Origin of the sequence: Mycobacterium kyogaense, assembly GCF_036946525.1 — a bacterium.
Classification (GTDB): domain Bacteria; phylum Actinomycetota; class Actinomycetes; order Mycobacteriales; family Mycobacteriaceae; genus Mycobacterium; species Mycobacterium kyogaense_A.
In genome coordinates this window covers 31,776-48,371 of sequence record NZ_JAQIIY010000030.1, presented here as the reverse complement: position 1 = coordinate 48,371, position 16,596 = coordinate 31,776, and the positions used below count along the sequence as shown (strand labels likewise).

At 68.2% G+C, this 16,596-nt stretch carries 16 protein-coding genes and 1 pseudogene; 15 read left to right on the top strand and 2 right to left on the bottom strand.

Annotation, left to right across the window (positions count from 1 at the left end):
• Nucleotides 1–176: 176 nt before the first annotated feature.
• From PGN37_RS22965 to PGN37_RS22900, 14 genes are all read left to right on the top strand, one after another.
• On the top strand, nt 177–1,541 hold the full coding sequence (locus PGN37_RS22965; protein WP_335333339.1) for a glutamine synthetase family protein: 1,365 nt from the start codon (nt 177–179) through the stop codon (nt 1,539–1,541).
• Nucleotide 1,542: 1 nt separating this feature from the next.
• Nucleotides 1,543–2,307 (top strand): gamma-glutamyl-gamma-aminobutyrate hydrolase family protein, encoded by a 765-nt coding sequence (locus PGN37_RS22960; protein ID WP_335333296.1) that lies wholly within the window; start codon nt 1,543–1,545, stop codon nt 2,305–2,307.
• The gene (locus PGN37_RS22955) at nt 2,304–3,674 is read left to right on the top strand and encodes an aldehyde dehydrogenase family protein (protein WP_335333295.1); all 1,371 of its coding nucleotides are present in this window, start codon (nt 2,304–2,306) and stop codon (nt 3,672–3,674) included. Before PGN37_RS22960 ends, PGN37_RS22955 begins: the two co-directional genes overlap by 4 nt.
• Complete coding sequence (locus PGN37_RS22950; protein WP_335333338.1) at nt 3,671–4,447, top strand: 3-oxoacyl-ACP reductase; 777 nt, start codon at nt 3,671–3,673, stop codon at nt 4,445–4,447. Before PGN37_RS22955 ends, PGN37_RS22950 begins: the two co-directional genes overlap by 4 nt.
• 18 nt (nt 4,448–4,465) lie before the next feature.
• A complete protein-coding gene (locus tag PGN37_RS22945; protein ID WP_335333294.1) occupies nt 4,466–5,188 on the top strand; it encodes a FadR/GntR family transcriptional regulator in 723 nt (240 codons plus the stop codon).
• Between the two features lie 71 nt (nt 5,189–5,259).
• Nucleotides 5,260–6,111 carry a class I SAM-dependent methyltransferase gene (locus PGN37_RS22940; RefSeq protein ID WP_335333293.1) on the top strand — a complete coding sequence of 284 codons (852 nt, stop codon included), beginning with the start codon at nt 5,260–5,262 and terminating at the stop codon, nt 6,109–6,111.
• A 49-nt stretch (nt 6,112–6,160) separates the two neighbouring features.
• A complete protein-coding gene (locus tag PGN37_RS22935) occupies nt 6,161–6,481 on the top strand; it encodes an ArsR/SmtB family transcription factor (protein ID WP_335333292.1) in 321 nt (106 codons plus the stop codon).
• A complete protein-coding gene (locus PGN37_RS22930; protein ID WP_335333291.1) occupies nt 6,478–7,260 on the top strand; it encodes a GntR family transcriptional regulator in 783 nt (260 codons plus the stop codon). The genes PGN37_RS22935 and PGN37_RS22930 overlap by 4 nt, the downstream gene beginning before the upstream one ends.
• A 47-nt stretch (nt 7,261–7,307) precedes the next feature.
• Nucleotides 7,308–8,237, top strand: coding sequence for a choline kinase family protein (locus PGN37_RS22925; protein ID WP_335333290.1), 930 nt, complete (start codon nt 7,308–7,310; stop codon nt 8,235–8,237).
• Between the two features lies 1 nt (nt 8,238).
• On the top strand, nt 8,239–10,698 hold the full coding sequence (locus PGN37_RS22920) for a GcvT family protein (RefSeq protein ID WP_335333289.1): 2,460 nt from the start codon (nt 8,239–8,241) through the stop codon (nt 10,696–10,698).
• Between the two features lie 112 nt (nt 10,699–10,810).
• Nucleotides 10,811–11,497: an energy-coupling factor ABC transporter permease gene (locus tag PGN37_RS22915; protein ID WP_442932998.1), complete on the top strand. Its 687-nt coding sequence runs from the start codon at nt 10,811–10,813 to the stop codon at nt 11,495–11,497.
• Nucleotides 11,494–11,856, top strand: coding sequence for a PDGLE domain-containing protein (locus PGN37_RS22910; protein WP_335333287.1), 363 nt, complete (start codon nt 11,494–11,496; stop codon nt 11,854–11,856). Before PGN37_RS22915 ends, PGN37_RS22910 begins: the two co-directional genes overlap by 4 nt.
• A 16-nt stretch (nt 11,857–11,872) precedes the next feature.
• Nucleotides 11,873–12,652 carry a cobalt ECF transporter T component CbiQ gene (gene cbiQ, locus PGN37_RS22905; RefSeq protein ID WP_335333286.1) on the top strand — a complete coding sequence of 260 codons (780 nt, stop codon included), beginning with the start codon at nt 11,873–11,875 and terminating at the stop codon, nt 12,650–12,652.
• The gene (locus tag PGN37_RS22900; RefSeq protein ID WP_335333285.1) at nt 12,649–13,401 is read left to right on the top strand and encodes an energy-coupling factor ABC transporter ATP-binding protein; all 753 of its coding nucleotides are present in this window, start codon (nt 12,649–12,651) and stop codon (nt 13,399–13,401) included. Before cbiQ ends, PGN37_RS22900 begins: the two co-directional genes overlap by 4 nt.
• 179 nt (nt 13,402–13,580) lie before the next feature.
• On the opposite strand, the gene PGN37_RS22895 is transcribed toward PGN37_RS22900, so the two are convergent.
• Together PGN37_RS22895 and PGN37_RS22890 are read right to left on the bottom strand one after the other, a co-directional pair.
• Nucleotides 13,581–15,056, bottom strand: a complete 1,476-nt coding sequence (locus PGN37_RS22895; RefSeq protein ID WP_442932997.1) for a sensor histidine kinase — start codon at nt 15,054–15,056, stop codon at nt 13,581–13,583.
• Between the two features lie 62 nt (nt 15,057–15,118).
• Nucleotides 15,119–15,885, bottom strand: a pseudogene (locus PGN37_RS22890) (response regulator transcription factor).
• A gap of 83 nt (nt 15,886–15,968) precedes the next feature.
• On the opposite strand from PGN37_RS22890, the gene PGN37_RS22885 reads away from it, so the two are divergent.
• On the top strand, nt 15,969–16,478 hold the full coding sequence (locus tag PGN37_RS22885; RefSeq protein WP_335333283.1) for a DoxX family protein: 510 nt from the start codon (nt 15,969–15,971) through the stop codon (nt 16,476–16,478).
• Nucleotides 16,479–16,596: the final 118 nt, after the last annotated feature.

The following is a 16,596-nucleotide window of genomic DNA, read 5'->3' as shown; positions in this document are numbered from 1 at the left end:
CCTCCTGTGTGGGGGGACAGGTGCGCGTCGGCGGCGGCGCAGGCGCAGAGCATGACAATAAACCGCTATTGGTCTGGTGTCCTACCTTTGAAGGCAGTTTTGTGCGAGTGTGTTCGGGCGCGAGAAGCGCGCGGCGCGTTCAGGGTCGGCGCAGGGTGACGAGGATGAGGACACCGATGGGGACACGAGGCATGTTGTCGCGATCCGAGCTGGATGCGCTGGTCGACGCCGGGGACATCGACACCGTGATCGTCGCGTTCTGCGACATGCAGGGCCGGTTGACCGGTAAGCGGATCTCGGCGCGCTTGTTCGCCGACGACGTCGCCGAGCACGGTGCCGAATGCTGCAACTACCTGCTGGCCGTCGACGTCGACAACAACACCGTCGACGGTTACGCGATCTCGAGCTGGGAGACCGGCTACGGCGACATGGTGATGACGCCCGATTTCGCGACGCTGCGCCTGATTCCGTGGCAGCCGGGTACGGCGCTGGTGATGGCCGATCTGTCCTGGACCGACGGCCGGCCGGTCACTCAGGCGCCGCGCAGCATCCTCAACCGCCAGATCGACCGCCTCGCCGAGCGCGGCCTGGTGCCCTATGCGGCAACCGAACTCGAGTTCATCGTGTTCGACGACACCTACCGCGACGCCTGGGCCGCCGGATACAAGGGCCTCACCCCGGCGACCGATTACAACATCGACTACGCGATGCTCGCCTCGACGCGGATGGAGCCGCTGCTGCGCGACATCCGGCTCGGTATGGACGGCGCGGGCATGTACTGCGAGGGCGTCAAGGGGGAGTGCAACTTCGGTCAGCAAGAGGTCGGGTTCCGTTACGACCATGCCCGCACCACCTGCGACAACCACACGATCTACCGCAATGGTGCCAAGGAGATCGCCGACCAGCACGGCAAGAGCCTGACGTTCATGGCGAAATTCGATGAGCGGGAAGGCAACAGCTGCCATATCCACATCTCCTTGCGCGGCGAAGACGGCAGTGCGGTGTTCGCCGACGGCGACGCCGAAGACGGGATGACTCCGCTGTTCCGCAGCTTCATCGCGGGCCAGCTCGCCACCATGCGGGAATTCAGCCTCTGCTATGCACCGAACATCAACTCCTACAAGCGTTTTGCCGAAGGGAGCTTTGCGCCGACGGCGATCGCGTGGGGCTTCGACAACCGCACCTGTGCGCTGCGCGTGGTCGGCCACGGCGCCGGCATGCGAATGGAGAACCGTGCGCCAGGGGGCGACGTCAACCAGTACCTCGCCGTCTCGGCGCTGATCGCCGGTGGGCTGTACGGCATCGAGAACGAGCTCGAGTTGCCGGATGCGTTGGAGGGCAACGCGTACAAGAGCGGCGCCGAGCGGCTGCCCACGACGCTGGCCGAGGCCGTCGAGCTGTTCGACAACTCCACGATCGCCCGGGAGGCGTTCGGCGACGACGTGGTCGACCACTACCTGAACTATGCGCGCGTGGAACTCAAGGCGTTCAACGCAGCAGTGACCGACTGGGAAAGGGTTCGCGGCTTTGAACGCCTCTGATGTGAATGCCTCTGCTGGGCGGCCCGTCATCGGACTCACCACCTATCTGCAGCAGGCACAGACCGGGGTGTGGGATGTGCGGGCCAGCTTCTTGCCCGCGATCTACTTCGAGGGCGTCGGGTTGGCCGGCGGTATCTCGACGTTGCTCCCGCCGCAGCCGGTCGACGACGCGATCGCCGATCGCATCCTCGACGGGCTGGACGGGTTGATCATCACCGGGGGGCGGGATGTCGACCCCGCGGCCTACGGCAGCACCCGCCATCCGGCCACCGACGAGCCGACCGCGGACAGCCGCACCCGCGACACGTTCGAGCTGGCGCTGCTGCAGGCCGCACTGCGCCGCGGCCTGCCGGTGTTGGGCATCTGCCGCGGCGCACAGGTGCTCAACGTCGCGCTCGGCGGGTCGTTGCACCAGCATCTGCCCGAAGTTCTCGGCCACCCTCGCCATCAGCAGGGCAACGCGGTGTTCTCGACGTCGACGATCACGACCGTCCCCGGCACCCAGGTGGCCGCGCTCGTCGGCTCGAGCACCGATGCGCAGTGCTACCACCACCAGGCCATCGATCGGCTCGGCGACGGCCTGATCGTCAGCGCGTCGGACAGTGACGGCGTGATCGAAGCGATCGAGGTGGACCAGCGCCGCAACCCGGGCCACTGGGTGGTCGCGGTGCAGTGGCATCCCGAAGAGCGGCTCGACGACCTGCGGCTGTTCGCAGGCCTGGTCGGCGCCGCGGCGCAGAACGCAGCGAAGAAAGTGAGCGCATGAGCACGACCAGTGACGTAATCAACCCGGCCACCGAGGAGGTGCTGCGCACCGTCACCCACACCGACGAGGCCGGCGTCGACGACGCGGTCGCGCGGGCCCGCGTGGCGCAGAAGGCGTGGGCGAGGCTGGCGCCGGCCGAGCGGGCGGCCGCGCTGCGTGCGTTCGCCGCCGTCGTCGACGACCACGTCGAGGAGTTGGCGCAACTGGAGGTCGCCAACTCCGGTCATCCCGTCGGCAACGCCCGCTGGGAGGCGGGCCACGTCCGCGACGTGCTGCAGTACTACTCGGCCAGTCCGGAGCGGTTGTCCGGCAAGCAGATCCCGGTCGCCGGCGGACTCGATGTCACGTTCAACGAACCGCTGGGCGTGGTCGGCGTGATCACGCCGTGGAACTTCCCGATGACGATCGCGTCGTGGGGGTTCGCACCCGCACTGGCCGCCGGCAACGCCGTCCTCGTCAAACCCGCCGAGTGGACCCCGCTGACCACGATCCGGCTCGGTGAACTCGCCCTCGAGGCGGGTCTGCCCGCCGACCTGTTCCAGGTTCTGCCCGGCCGGGGCTCGGTGGTGGGCGAACGCTTCGTCACCCATCCCGATGTCCGCAAGATCGTGTTCACGGGCTCGACCGAAGTCGGCATGCGGGTGATGTCCGGTGCGGCACAGCAGGTCAAGCGGGTGACGCTTGAACTCGGCGGCAAGAGCGCCAACATCGTCTTCGACGACTGCGATCTCGAGAAGGCCGCGGCCACGGCACCCTACGGTGTGTTCGACAACTCCGGTCAGGACTGCTGCGCCCGCAGTCGCATCCTGGTGCAGCGCAACGTGTTCGATCGCTTCATGGAACTGTTCGAGCCAGCCGTCAAAGGTGTGGTGGTGGGAGATCCGCGCGCCGAAGGTACCGAGATGGGTCCGCTGGTGTCCAAGCCGCACTGGGAGTCGGTGGCCGGCTACGTTCCCGACGACGCCCCGGTGGCCTTCCGCGGGGACGCCCCCTCGGGGCCGGGATATTGGTTCCCCGCAACGGTTCTCACCCCTGCGCGCGACGACCGCACGGTCACCGAGGAGATCTTCGGCCCGGTCGTGACGGTGTTGCCGTTCGACGACGAGGCCGACGCGATCGCACTGGCCAACGACACGCCCTACGGACTGTCCGGCTCGATCTGGACCGACAACCTGTCGCGCGCGCTGCGGGTGTCGCGCGCCGTCGAAGCGGGCAACCTGTCGGTCAATTCGCACTCGTCGGTGCGTTACAGCACGCCGTTCGGCGGCTTCAAGCAGTCCGGGCTGGGGCGTGAGCTCGGCCCGGATGCCCCACTGTCGTTCACCGAGACCAAGAATGTCTTTTTTGCAGTTCAGGAGGAGCACTGATGGATCTGACCCAGCGTCTTGCCGGCAAGGTCGCCGTGATCACCGGCGGTGCCAGCGGCATCGGTCTGGCGACGGCCAAGCGCATGCAGGCCGAAGGTGCCATCGTGGTCATCGGCGACCTCGACGAGGCGACCGGCCAGAGCGTCGCGAACGACATGAACGTGACCTTCGTGCAGGTCGACGTGTCGGATCAGGTGGCGGTGGACAAGCTCTTCGACACGGCCCTCGAGGTTCACGGCGGCGTGGACATCGCGTTCAACAACGCCGGCATCAGTCCGCCCGAGGACGACCTGATCGAAAACACCGGCATCGACGCGTGGCAGCGCGTGCAGGACATCAACCTCAAGTCGGTGTTCTTCTGCTGCAAAGCCGCTCTGCGGCACATGGTCCCGGCGCAGAAGGGCTCGATCATCAACACCGCGTCGTTCGTCGCGGTGATGGGCTCGGCGACCTCGCAGATCTCCTACACCGCGTCCAAGGGCGGAGTGCTGGCGATGTCGCGCGAGCTCGGCGTGCAGTACGCCCGCCAGGGCATCCGGGTCAATGCGCTGTGCCCCGGCCCGGTGAACACCCCACTGCTGCAGGAACTGTTCGCCAAGGATCCCGAGCGGGCGGCACGCCGCCTCGTGCACGTGCCCGTCGGTCGCTTCGCCGAGCCCGAGGAACTGGCCGCCGCGGTCGCATTCCTCGCCAGCGACGACTCGTCGTTCATCACCGCGTCGTCGTTCCTCGTCGACGGCGGAATCAGCGGCCACTACGTCACCCCGCTGTGATGCCCCGATAGCCACCCGATGACGGCCGATGCGGACGACTCCGACCCGAGCGCAGCCCTGCTGCGCCCGGTGCGGCCGCTCAACGCGTTCGAGAACACAGTCGAGCGACTCCTGCAGACCATCCGGCTGGGTGTGCTGGAGCCGGGTCAGTCACTGCCGCCGGAGCGAGAGCTCGCCGCCCGCCTCGGTGTCAGCCGCGACACCGTGCGAGAGGCGATCAAGTCTCTGTCCGACGCGGGGTATCTGGTCTCGCGCCGCGGCCGCTACGGCGGCACCTTCCTGGCCGAGGAGCTGCCGACACCGCGCACCGACGACGTCGAACTGCGCCGCGCCGACATCGACGACGCTCTGCGGCTGCGCGAGATCCTCGAGGTGGGGGCGGCGCGGATGGCCGCCGAACGCACACTCGGCGCGGCCGAGCGCGAGGCGTTGCGCGGCAGGCTGATCGACGTGCGCGGCGCTGATCCAGCCGACTACCGGCGGTTGGACTCGCGCCTGCATCTCGCGATCGCCGAGGCCGCGGGGGTGCCGTCGCTGGTGCCGCTGGTGGCGCAGAACCGGATGCGGCTCAACGAACTGCTCGACTGCATCCCGCTGTTGGCGCGCAACATCGCGCACTCCGACGAACAGCACGAAGCGATCGTCACGGCGATCCTGGCCGGCGACGTCGACACCGCCGCCCAGACGATGGCCGCGCATGTCTGGGGTTCGGCGGCCCTGCTGCACGGCTTCCTGGACTGATTCCAGGAGCCTCGAAAACCGCCGTCGGCCAGGGCGGAAGTGGGACCATCGCTGCACGGAGGTACGACGAGATGGCCGACACCACCCACCCCGGTGACAGGACAGCGCAGGACCGCGAGCTCAAGGCCAGACACCGCGCGCTGTGGGCGTCCGGCGACTATCCCGCGGTCGCGGCGGAGATCATCCCGAGCCTCGGTCCCGAGCTCGTCGCAGCGTGCGGCGTCGCCGCCGGTGACCGGGTCCTCGACGTCGCGGCGGGCTCCGGCAACGCCGCGCTTCCCGCCGCGGCCGCAGGTGCGGTGGTCACCGCCAGCGACCTGACCCCCGAGCTGTTCGATCAGGGCCGGCGCATCGCTGATGAGCGCGGGGTGAGGCTCGAGTGGGTAGAAGCCGACGCCGAGGCACTTCCGTTCGCCGACGACAGCTTCGACATCGTGATGTCCTGCGTCGGAGCGATGTTCGCGCCCCACCACCAGGCGACCGCCGACGAGTTGCTCCGGGTGGCCCGCCCCGGCGGCAGGATCGGTCTCATCAGCTGGACGCCAGAAGGCTTCATCGGTCATCTGTTCGCGACCATGAAGCCGTATGCGCCGCCACCTCCGCCCGGAGCCAGCCCGCCCCCGCTGTGGGGCAGCGAAGAGCACGTCCGCGCGTTGTTCGGCGACCGTGTCGACGACCTGTCGATGCGCCGGCGCAGCGTGCGCATGGATCATTGCGCCACACCGCTGGAGTTCCGCGAGTACTGGAAGCGCAACTACGGACCGACCATCGCGGCGTACCGCAACACCCGCGAGCATCCCGAGCGCGTCGAGGCCCTCGATCGTGAGTTCCTGGAATTCCTCACCGCGTGGAATCGCAGCGAGGACGAGGGCAGCACCGCATACGACGCCGAGTACCTGCTCGTCACGGCCACGAAGCGCTGACGGCGCGGATGTCGGCCACCGGGGGTGGCCCGGGCGCTAGATTGCACGTGTGGAGGATGCCGAGCTCGTCGAACGCGCGTCGTCGGCGCTGGCCGAGGTCGACACGGCAGGCTGGGCGCAGCGCTTCGACCTGGTGTCCGATCCGCACCGCCTCGAGATCCTGCTGTGCCTGCACCGCTCGCCGGGAATCGTCGTCAGCGATCTGGCCGCAGCCCTCGGACGTTCGGAGAACGCGGTCTCCCAGGCGCTGCGGGTGCTCCGCCAGCAGGGGTGGGTGAGCAACGAGCGGGTCGGAAGGTCGGTGCGGTACCGACTCGACGACGAGACCGTCCACGACCTGCTGCACTGGATCGGGGCCAGGCACGGGTGAGCCGGGTCCTGAGCGTCGACGAGCCGCCGCTGGCGCCGGGGCCGGCGCTCGGTGGCAAGACCGACGGGCCGGTGCACGCCCGCATCGCGGCCTGGCTGCAAGGCCTCATCGCATCCGGGCGGTTGATGCCGGGGGACAAGCTGCCGCCGGAGGTCGAGATCGCCACTGCGCTCGGATGCAGCCGGATGACGTTGCGCCAAGCGCTCGGTGCCGTCGAGAGCAAGGGATTGATCGACCGCCGGCGCGGCCGCTTCGGCGGCAATTTCGTGACGTCGCCGCGCATCGAGTTCGACCACGCGAGTCTGCCGGGCTTCACCGAGCAGATGCGCCGCATCGAGGTCGAACCCGGCGCGCAGGTGCTCGGTGTCCACACGGGTGCGCCGAAGCCCGACGTGAGCCGGGCGCTGGGATTGCGCCGAGCCGACCAGGTGCACCAGATCCTGCGGGCCCGCACGGCCAATGACGAGCCGATCGTCTACGAGGAGGCCTATCTGCCTGCAGGGGTGTTTCCTGATCTGCCGGCGGACGACCTGGACGGCTCGCTGTACGCACTGATGCGCCGGTACGGCATGGGTCCGTCGTCGGCCGACGAGCGGATCGAGGCGACGTCGGCGACTCCGGAGCAGGCTGCGATCCTCGGGGTCGAACCGGCCAGCCCGCTGTTGTTGATCGTGCGAACATCGTTCGCCGACAACGGTGTTGCAGTGGAGTACTCGCGTGACTACCACCGCTCGGACCGGACCACGATCCGCGTCAGGTCGCGTGCCGACACCATCTAGGCGGCTTAAGTCTAGACCTTTGAGCCGGCGCCCCGTACAGTGAAGCGATGTCGTCACCCTTGTCCGACGATCACCTGGACAGGCTGCTCGAGCAGCTTCCGGTACTCGCCGGCCGGGCGCGGACAACCGAAGATCTCTCCGGCGGCCTGACCAACCGAAACGTCAAGATCACCACCGCGGACGGGATCTACGTCGCGCGCTGCGTCGACACCACGCGCAACCTGCTCGAGATCGACCGGGACTGCGAGCACGCCAACAGCGTGGCCGCCCACCGCGCCGGAGTCGGGGCGCCGGTGCTGGACTACCGGCCGGACCTCGGTGTGCTCCTCCTCGGGTACGTCGAGGGTAAGACGCTGTGCAACAACGACTTCCAGCGCCCCGGGGTGATCGCCGCAGCGGCACGCGCGGTGCGCACGCTGCACGACGGGCCCCGCTTCGTCAACCGGTTCGACATGTTCGAGCGGCAGCCCGCCTATCTGGCGACCATCCAGCGGCTCGGGTTCGCCATCCCCGGCGACTACCACGATCACGCCGATGCGTTCGCGGCGGCGCGGCGGGTGCTCGCCGCAGACACCACGCTGGTGCCGTGCAACAACGATCTGTTGGCCGGCAACTTCATCGAAGACGGCGACCGGATCCATCTGATCGACTACGAGTACTCGGGCAACAACGACCCGTGCTTCGAACTGGGCAACATCTGGAGCGAGTGCGGGCTGTCCCTCGACCAGCTCGACGAGCTCGTCACCGCCTACTACGGGTGTCCGCGGCCCGAGAAGACGTCGCGGGCCCACCTGCAGGGCATCGTGGCCAAGTACGGCTGGACGCTGTGGGGGTGCATCCAGAATGGTTCCAGTGCACTCGAATTCGACTTCTGGGAGTGGGCGATGGAGCGCTATGAGGCGGCCGTCGCCGAGTTCCGCAGTCCCGGCTATCACGAGCTGCTCGACCAGGTAGCAGCCGACGACCGACGAGGATGACATGACCTCCGCGAAGTCCCTACCCGCGCGCGCCCACGCCGTGATCATCGGCGGGGGAGTGATCGGCACGAGCGTGGCCTACCACCTGACCAAGCTGGGCATGACCGATGTCGTGCTGATCGAACAGGGCCAACTCTCCAGCGGAACCACCTGGCATGCGGCAGGTTTGGTGGGTCAGCTACGCGCGTCGGAGGGAATGACCCGGCTCGTGCAGTACTCGACGGCGCTGTATGCCGAACTCGAGGCCGAGACGGGTCTGTCGGCCGGCTACAAGCAGTGCGGTGGGGTGACCGTCGCGCGCACCGAGGACCGGATGGAACAGCTGCGCCGCACCGCCGCCAACGCCGCGGCCTTCGACCTGGACTGCCAACTCCTCACTCCGGCAGAAGCCGCGGAGTACTACCCGGTCATGCGTACCGACGATCTGGTCGGCGCGATCTGGCTGCCGGCCGACGGCAAGGCCAACCCGACCGATCTGACGTTCGCGCTGGCCAAGGGGGCCCGGATGCGCGGCGCCCGGATCGTCGAGAAGACGCGGGTGACCGGTGTGACGACCGCAGACGGCGCGGTGACAGGAGTGCGCACCGACGCCGGCGAGATCGAGGCCGAGATCGTCATCAACTGCGCCGGGCAGTGGGCCAAACAGGTGGCCGCGATGGTGGGCGCCAACGTGCCCCTGCATTCGGCCGAGCACTTCTACGTCGTGTCCGAACCGATCGCCGGGGTGCATCCGGACCTGCCGATCCTGCGCGACCCGGACGGCTACACCTACTTCAAGGAAGAGGTGGGTGGCTTGGTGATCGGTGGGTTCGAGCCCGAGGCCAAACCGTGGGTGTCACCCGATGCGATCCCGTATCCGTTCGAATTCCAGCTCCTGGACGAGGATTGGGAGCACTTCGAGATCTTGATGAACAGCGCGCTGCTGCGCATCCCGGCGCTGGAGACCACGGGCATCAAGAAGTTCTACAACGGGCCGGAGAGCTTCACCCCGGACAACCAGTTCATCCTCGGCGAGGCGCCGCAGTGCCGGAACTTCTTCGTCGGCGCCGGCTTCAACTCGGTCGGCATCGCGACGGCGGGCGGCGCCGGGCGTGCGCTCGCGGAGTGGGTGGTGGAGGGTGCCCCGACCACCGATCTCACCGGGGTCGACATCCGACGATTCGCCCCGTTCAACGGCAACAACCGATGGTTGCACGACAGGGTCGCCGAGGTGCTCGGCATCCACTACGAAATCCCCTGGCCCAACCGGGAAATGGCGACGGCGCGCCCGTTCCGGCGGTCTCCGGTGCATCACCTGCTCGACGCCGCGGGCGCGAACTTCGGCAGCAAGATGGGCTGGGAGCGCGCCAACTTCTTCGCCCCTGCCGGCCACGCCCCGGAGATCGAATACACCTGGGGCAAGCCGAATTGGCTGGCCTGGTCGGCGGCCGAACAGCGCAACACCCGCAGCGCCGTGACGGTGTTCGACCAGACGTCGTTCTCCAAGTACCTCGTCGTCGGTCGCGACGCAGAGGCCGCGCTGCAGTGGCTGTGCACCGCTGATGTGGGCGTACCGATCGGCCGAGCCGTCTACACCGGCATGCTCAACGCCCGCGGAACCTACGAGGCCGACGTCACGGTGACCCGCACCGGCGCCGAGGAGTTCCTCGTCGTCAGCGGCGCCGCCAGCACCGAGCGGGACAAGGACCACGTGCGCAGGAACCTTCCCGTCGCAACGATGGACGCTCACATCGTCGACGTGACCTCGGCCTACGCGGTGTTCGGTGTCATGGGCCCGCGCTCGCGCGATCTGCTGGCGCAGCTCACCGATTCCGATCTGTCGGACGCCGGCTTCGGATTCGGGACGAGCCGCCTGGTGTCGCTGGGGTATGCGACGGTGCGCGCCACCCGCATCACCTACGTCGGCGAGCTCGGCTGGGAACTGTACGTACCTGCCGAATTCGCCGTCGGTGTCTACGAGGACCTGATGCGCGCCGACCTCGGGGTCGCGCGCGGGGGCTACTACGCCCTCGAGTCGCTGCGCCTGGAGAAGGGGTACCGGGCCTTCGGCCGCGAGCTCTCGCCCAGCGAGAACCCCGTGGAGGCCGGATTGCTGTTCGCGTGCAAACTCGGCACCGACATCGACTTCCTGGGCCGCGCCGCAGTGGAGGAGGCCCGCCGACGGGGGCCGACGCGCAAACTCGCCGGATTCCGGGTGGAGTCCGGCGATCCGATGCTGTGGGGTGGCGAGCTGATCCTGCGCAACGGAGTGGTCGCGGGACAGGCCACCTCGGCAGCCTGGGGTGAGACGACCGGTGCCTGCGTGGGGCTGGCCTATCTGCGAGCATCTGACGGTTCGGTCGTCGACGCCGACTGGGTGCGCTCCGGGAACTACGAGATCACCGTCGGGGCCCGCCGGTACCCGATCTCGGTGTCGTTGCGTCCGCTCCACGACCCCGCCGGCGAGCGGATCCGTGGCTGACCACCTACCCGTCCGGGCAGGTCGATGAGCTCGAAAGCCTGCTCATCTGATCAGCTAGACAGATGATCAGATGGGTCATACGCTCGCCGATGTGACTGTCCACTACGAGGCGATGCACATGAGCGACGGCATCGTCAACGCCCCAGTCTCCGTCCTGTTCGGGGTGATCGCCCTGGTGGCCCTCGGCATCTGCGCGTGGCGGGCCCGGGAGGAACTCGACGAGCGCACCGTGCCGCTGGCCGGCCTGGTCGCCGCGTTCATCTTCGCCGTGCAGATGGTCAACTTCCCGATCCTGCCCGGCGTCAGCGGACACCTGCTCGGGGGCGCATTGGCTGCCATCCTGGTGGGACCGTTCACCGGCGCGTTGTGTGTGGCGATCGTGCTCGTCGTGCAGAGTCTGCTGTTCGCCGACGGTGGCGTCACCGCACTGGGCACGAACATCACCAACATGGCGTTGATCGGGGTCGCCGCGGGCTACACGACTGCGGTGCTGACCTATCGGTTCGCGCGCAAGCTGCGCGGCGAGGTGTCGGTACCGGGCGTGGGCATCGTCGCGTTCGTCTCCGCCGTCGTCGGAACCGTGTGCGCCTCCATGGGTTTCGTGCTGGAGTACGCGCTGGGTGGCGCGGGATCGTCCTCGCTGACGACGGTCGCGACCTACATGTTCGGCACCCATGTCCTGATCGGTGTCGGGGAGGGCATCATCACCGCCCTCACCGTGGTCGCCGTCGTGCGCGCCCGACCGGACCTCGTGTACCTGCTGCGGTCCACGCGCACGCCTGCCGCGGTGGCGGCATGACCGGGGCGCGCCGCTGGCGGTTCTGGGTCGGCTTCGCCGTCGCGACGCTGCTGATCGCCGGGGGAGTGTCCTACCTGGCCAGCTCCAGCCCGGACGGCCTGGACTCGGCCACCCTTCAGGGCTGCCAGGTGGTTCAGACCGCCGATGGCGAGCAGCTGCAGGGTGACTGCATCGCCCAGCACGCGGGCGAGCACGGGCTCGCGCATTCTCCGCTGGCCGACTACTCGATCGGCGGACGCGACGGGACAGGCGGGCTGGCCGGTGTCGCCGGAGTCGCCGTGACGGTGCTCGTCGCCTCCGGCGCGTTCTGGTTGATCGCGCGCTCACGCCGGGTTCCCGCGTCCGTCCCCGAAGACTGACAGCGAGACTGACGTCATGGGGGCCGGTCACGCACATCCGCTGTATCGCGACGGCGACTCGCCGCTGCATCGGCTTCCCGCCGAGGTGAAGATCGTCGCGCTGGTGGCGTTCGTGCTCGCGGTCGTCGCCACCCCGCGAGAGATGTTCTGGCCCTTCGGGATCTACGTACTGATCGTGCTCGCGGTCTGGTCGGTCGCCAGGATCCCGCTGCGGTGGGTCCTGCCACGAATGCTCATCGAGGCGCCCTTCGTCGTGCTGGCGGTGTTGCTGCCCTTCGCCGAGGGCGGTGAGCAGGTCAGTGCGGGCGGACTGTCTCTGTCGGTCGCGGGTCTGTACGCGGCGTGGGGCATCGTGATCAAGGGCACGCTGGGGGTGGCCGCCTCGTTGACCGTGGCCGCCACGACGACGGCGCGCGAGTTGCCGGTCGCGTTGAGCCGGCTGCGGGTGCCCGCGGTGATCGTGTCGATGCTGACACTGATGATCCGCTACGTCGACGTTCTCGCCGCCGAGATCCGACGCATGCGGCTGGCTCGGGTGTCACGCGGTGACTCACCGCGCATGCTCCACCAGATCGGTGCGACCGCTGCCGGTGTCGGTGCGTTGTTCCTGCGGTCCTACGAGCGCGGTGAGCGGGTGTATCTGGCCATGCTCTCGCGTGGCTTCGACGGGCGGGTGCCGCCGCTGGCTCTGGGTGCGGGCTGTCCGGCGGCCGCATCGTCTCGGCAGTGGGTGCTCGCGCTGCTTCCCGCTTCGGCGGCGGTGCTGGTCGCCATGTCGGCGTGGGTGATGCGGTGAGCCCGAATTCGACGATCACAGCGGTGCACGTCGAGGATCTGCACTACACCTATCCCGACGGGCACACGGCGCTCTCGGGCGTCGACCTCGACGTCGCACCCGGGGAGCGGGTGGCGCTACTCGGGCCCAACGGGGCGGGTAAGACCACGCTGATGCTGCATCTCAACGGGGTGCTCAGCGCATCGCACGGCCGCGTCGAGATCGGTGGAACACCGGTGGTGCGCACCACCTTGCGTGAGATCAGGCGTCGCGTGGGGTTGGTGTTCCAAGACCCCGACGACCAACTGTTCATGCCGACACTGGCCCAGGACGTCGCGTTCGGTCCGGCGAATTTCGGCCTGCGAGGCGACGAGCTCGAGGCGCGGGTGGCCAGGGCGCTGGAGGCGGTGTCGATGTCCGAGCTCGCCGCCCGGAGCCCGGCCCACATGTCCGGCGGCCAGCGCCGACGGGCTGCGCTGGCAACGGTACTGGCGTGCGAGCCAGAGGTTTTGGTGCTCGACGAGCCGTCTGCCAACCTGGATCCGGTGGCTCGACGGGAGCTGGCGGAAACGCTGGCCGGGCTCGAGGCGACGATGATGATCGTCACCCACGATCTGCCCTATGCGGCGCAGTTGTGCACCCGCGCGGTGATCATGGACCGCGGCGCCGTGGTGGCCGACGGCCCGATCGCCGAGGTGCTCTCCGATGGCGCTCTCCTGGCTGCGCACCGGCTGGAACTGCCGTGGGGCTTCGCGGTCCCGACGCCCTGACCGGATCTGATGTGTGGCGCGGGTCCCGCCGCGGTAGGTGCGTGATGTGCTGCATCGACGTCTGCCGCGGCCGGCCCGCACCACGACGATAACACATAAATGATCATCTGTTCAGGTGGACATGTATGGCGTGACGGCCGCCCTCAACGTCGTCAATGGGGCTGACGTGCAACGGGGGTTCACCGCAGCGACGACGCTGGCGCCGGAGCCTCTGGACTGAGCGGCGCGGTTGCCTCGTGCAGCCGTATCGTGAACGACGTTGACCCTGAACGGGATTCGGCGCTGATGGTGCCACCGTGGGACTCGACGATGGACGCGGCGATCGACAACCCCAGTCCGAAGCTGCCAGTCTCCCGGGAGCGTGAGGAGTCGGCGCGAACGAACCGGCCGAACAGATGGGGCAGGACAGCGGCGTCGATGCCGGGTCCGTCGTCGACGACGGTCATCTCCACGAAAGGCCCGCCTCCGAGCACATCGGCGTTGCCGCGACCGGTCGTGATCGAGGTGGTGACGCTGGTGCCGTCCGGAGTGTGCACCCGGGCGTTGGACAGCAGGTTGGCCAGCGCCTGGTGCAGCTGGGCCCGGTCGGCCCGCACCCAGACGGGATCGTCGGGCACCCTGGTCAGCCAGTGGTGCGTCGGTGCCGAGACCGCGGCGTCGTTGACCGCGTCGACCACGAGTTCGGTCACGTCGACATCGGTGATCTGACGATCCTGACCCTCGTCCAGGCGGGCCAGCAGTAGCAGGTTGCTCACCAGATCGCTCATCCGCTGCGCCTCGGATTCGATACGCGCCAGCGAGTATTCGGTGGTCTCGGGAAGGATCTCGCTGTCCTGTCGGGTCAGCTCGGCGTAGCCGTGGATCGCCGCGAGCGGGGTACGCAATTCGTGGCTCGCGTCGGTGATGAACTGGCGCATCCGCCGATTCGACGCCGCGACGTCGCCCAGAGAACGCTCGACGTGGTCCAGCAGTCGGTTCAGGGTCACCCCGACCATGCCGACCTCGCTGCGCGGATCGGTGTCGGTGACGGCTACGCGCGGCGCGATGGTGTGGTTGTCACCGTCGAGCGGTAGTTCAGCTACCGCGGCCGCGGTCGATGCGACCCGATGCAGCGGCCGCAGCGCGAATCGCACGATGGCGACGGTGCACAGGGCAGTGATCAGCACGGCGAGGGCGACCATTCCGGACACCACGGCCGTCTCCTGGATCATCGCGTCCCAGGCCGGCGCGCGCGAGACGCCGGTCACCAGGATCTCGTTCGGCCCGCCGGGCTGCCCGGTCATGCGGTACCAGCCCAGCCCGGGTAGCTCGACGGTGTGAGGCCCCGGATCTGTCCAGGACAGGTTCGCGATCGCGGTGGTCGCCCCCGCCGGTGCGGGCTGTGCGTCGCCGTCACCGAACAATGCCGAGTCGACGACGGTCCCGTCGCGCAGTAGCGCGACGACGTTGCCGGGGGCCTGGCCGATCAGGCGGGTCAGCGGTTTCATCGACCCGGGGGGCGGCAGTTGACCGTCGGGCCCCGCCGTGCTGCGGTACTTCTCGACCGACTCGATGCAGGCGTTGGCGGCGCCGGCCAGCTGCGCATCGATGATGCCGAGCACCGACGCCCGCAGGCTCACGACCGACGCCGCTCCCACCGCGACCAATACGGTCATCACCAGGATCGACACCGCGACCGCGAGCTGGCGCAACAGGCTCCAGCGCCGCCAGGCGCTCCTCACGGTGCCGGCCGCAGCAGGTAGCCGACGCCGCGCACGGTGTGGATCATGGGTTCGCGATCCGCATCGATCTTCTTGCGCAGGTACGAGACGTACAGGTCGACGATGCTGGACCGGCCGCCGAAGTCGTAGTCCACACCTGTCGGAGAATGTCGCTGCGGGACAACGCTTTACGTTGATTGCGCATCAGCAGGCGCAGCAGCTCGAATTCGGTGGAGGTCAGGCTCACCTCCTCGCCGGCACGGGTCACCTCCCGGCTGGCTGCGTCGAGAGTCAGATCCCCGACCACCAGCGTCTCGTCGTCGGGCGGCGTGAGGTGGGCCGAGCGACGCAGGAGTCCTCGGAGCCGCGCGACCAGTTCCTCCAGCGAGAACGGCTTGGTCATGTAGTCGTCGCCGCCGGCAGTCAGGCCGGTCACCCGATCGTGCACGGAATCGCGGGCGGTCAGGAACAGCGTGGGGATGTAGGGACCGCTGCTGCGCAGTTCGCCCAGCACGCTGACCCCGTCCATGTCGGGCAGCATGATGTCGAGCACCAGAAGGTCGGGGGATTGGGTGCGGAACTTCTCGACCGCCTCCGCGGCGTCGTGGGCCACCTCGATGTCCCAGCCCTCGTACTTCAGAGCCATGCGGACCAGATTGGTCAGCGCGCGTTCGTCGTCGACGAGCAGCACGCGGATCGGGGACCCGTCGGGACGCGACAAGCGCGGCAGCTTGCCCAGGATCGCGCGGCGCGGCCCGCTGCCCTCGAGCGGTGCAGACGTCATCCGACCATTCTCGCGGGAATCCGACGAAGGACACCACGGTTCATAGAGTCCTCATAACTTCCTCGCTCACTTATGAATCGCCTATGAGTCCGGCGCCGCGGTCCGACCGCGCCGTGACGATGGGGGTGGCCGCCGGTGGTCGGCGGCTGATCCATGCAATCGAAGGGGAGGGCTCCATCGTCATGAGCACCAGCACGCTCGAATCCCGTATCACCACTCAGTCCGCTGTGGCCTTCGGGGCCTTTCGGATACTCGTCGCGCTCCTGTTCGCCATGCACGGCGCGGCGAAGCTCTTCGGATGGCCACAGGGCCAGCCCGTTCCCCTGGGTACCTGGCCCGCGTGGTGGGCCGGCGTACTGGAAGTGGTCCTCGGAAGTCTCATCGCCCTCGGATTGTTCACCCGCGCCGCGGCATTCGTCGCCTCGGGAATGATGGCGGTCGCGTACTTCTGGATGCACTTCCCCGACGGATTCTGGCCGTTGGTCAACGGCGGGGAGACGGCGGTGCTCTACTGCTTCATCTTCCTGCTCTTCGTCGCCACAGGCCCCGGCGCGCTGACAGTGCAGCAACGTCGATCGAAAGATTCTGTGTGAGAGCATGTTTCATATCAGATGCACATGTTGTGCGTTCGCTATGAAGACCCGACGGTGTGGCCGAGGGCTCCTAGATTGGATGTCAGAACGCCGGAAATCATCTGGCTCGCAATCGATG

Coding starts and splice junctions, on each gene's coding strand:
- PGN37_RS22925 (WP_335333290.1), top strand. CDS start 7,308: ATGTCGTCACCCTTGTCCGACGATCACCTGGACAGGCTGCTCGAGCAG.
- PGN37_RS22920 (WP_335333289.1), top strand. CDS start 8,239: ATGACCTCCGCGAAGTCCCTACCCGCGCGCGCCCACGCCGTGATCATC.
- PGN37_RS22895 (WP_442932997.1), bottom strand. CDS start 15,056: ATGACCGTATTGGTCGCGGTGGGAGCGGCGTCGGTCGTGAGCCTGCGG.
- PGN37_RS22915 (WP_442932998.1), top strand. CDS start 10,811: ATGCACATGAGCGACGGCATCGTCAACGCCCCAGTCTCCGTCCTGTTC.
- PGN37_RS22885 (WP_335333283.1), top strand. CDS start 15,969: ATGAGTCCGGCGCCGCGGTCCGACCGCGCCGTGACGATGGGGGTGGCC.
- cbiQ (WP_335333286.1), top strand. CDS start 11,873: ATGGGGGCCGGTCACGCACATCCGCTGTATCGCGACGGCGACTCGCCG.
- PGN37_RS22965 (WP_335333339.1), top strand. CDS start 177: ATGGGGACACGAGGCATGTTGTCGCGATCCGAGCTGGATGCGCTGGTC.
- PGN37_RS22945 (WP_335333294.1), top strand. CDS start 4,466: ATGACGGCCGATGCGGACGACTCCGACCCGAGCGCAGCCCTGCTGCGC.
- PGN37_RS22940 (WP_335333293.1), top strand. CDS start 5,260: ATGGCCGACACCACCCACCCCGGTGACAGGACAGCGCAGGACCGCGAG.
- PGN37_RS22955 (WP_335333295.1), top strand. CDS start 2,304: ATGAGCACGACCAGTGACGTAATCAACCCGGCCACCGAGGAGGTGCTG.
- PGN37_RS22910 (WP_335333287.1), top strand. CDS start 11,494: ATGACCGGGGCGCGCCGCTGGCGGTTCTGGGTCGGCTTCGCCGTCGCG.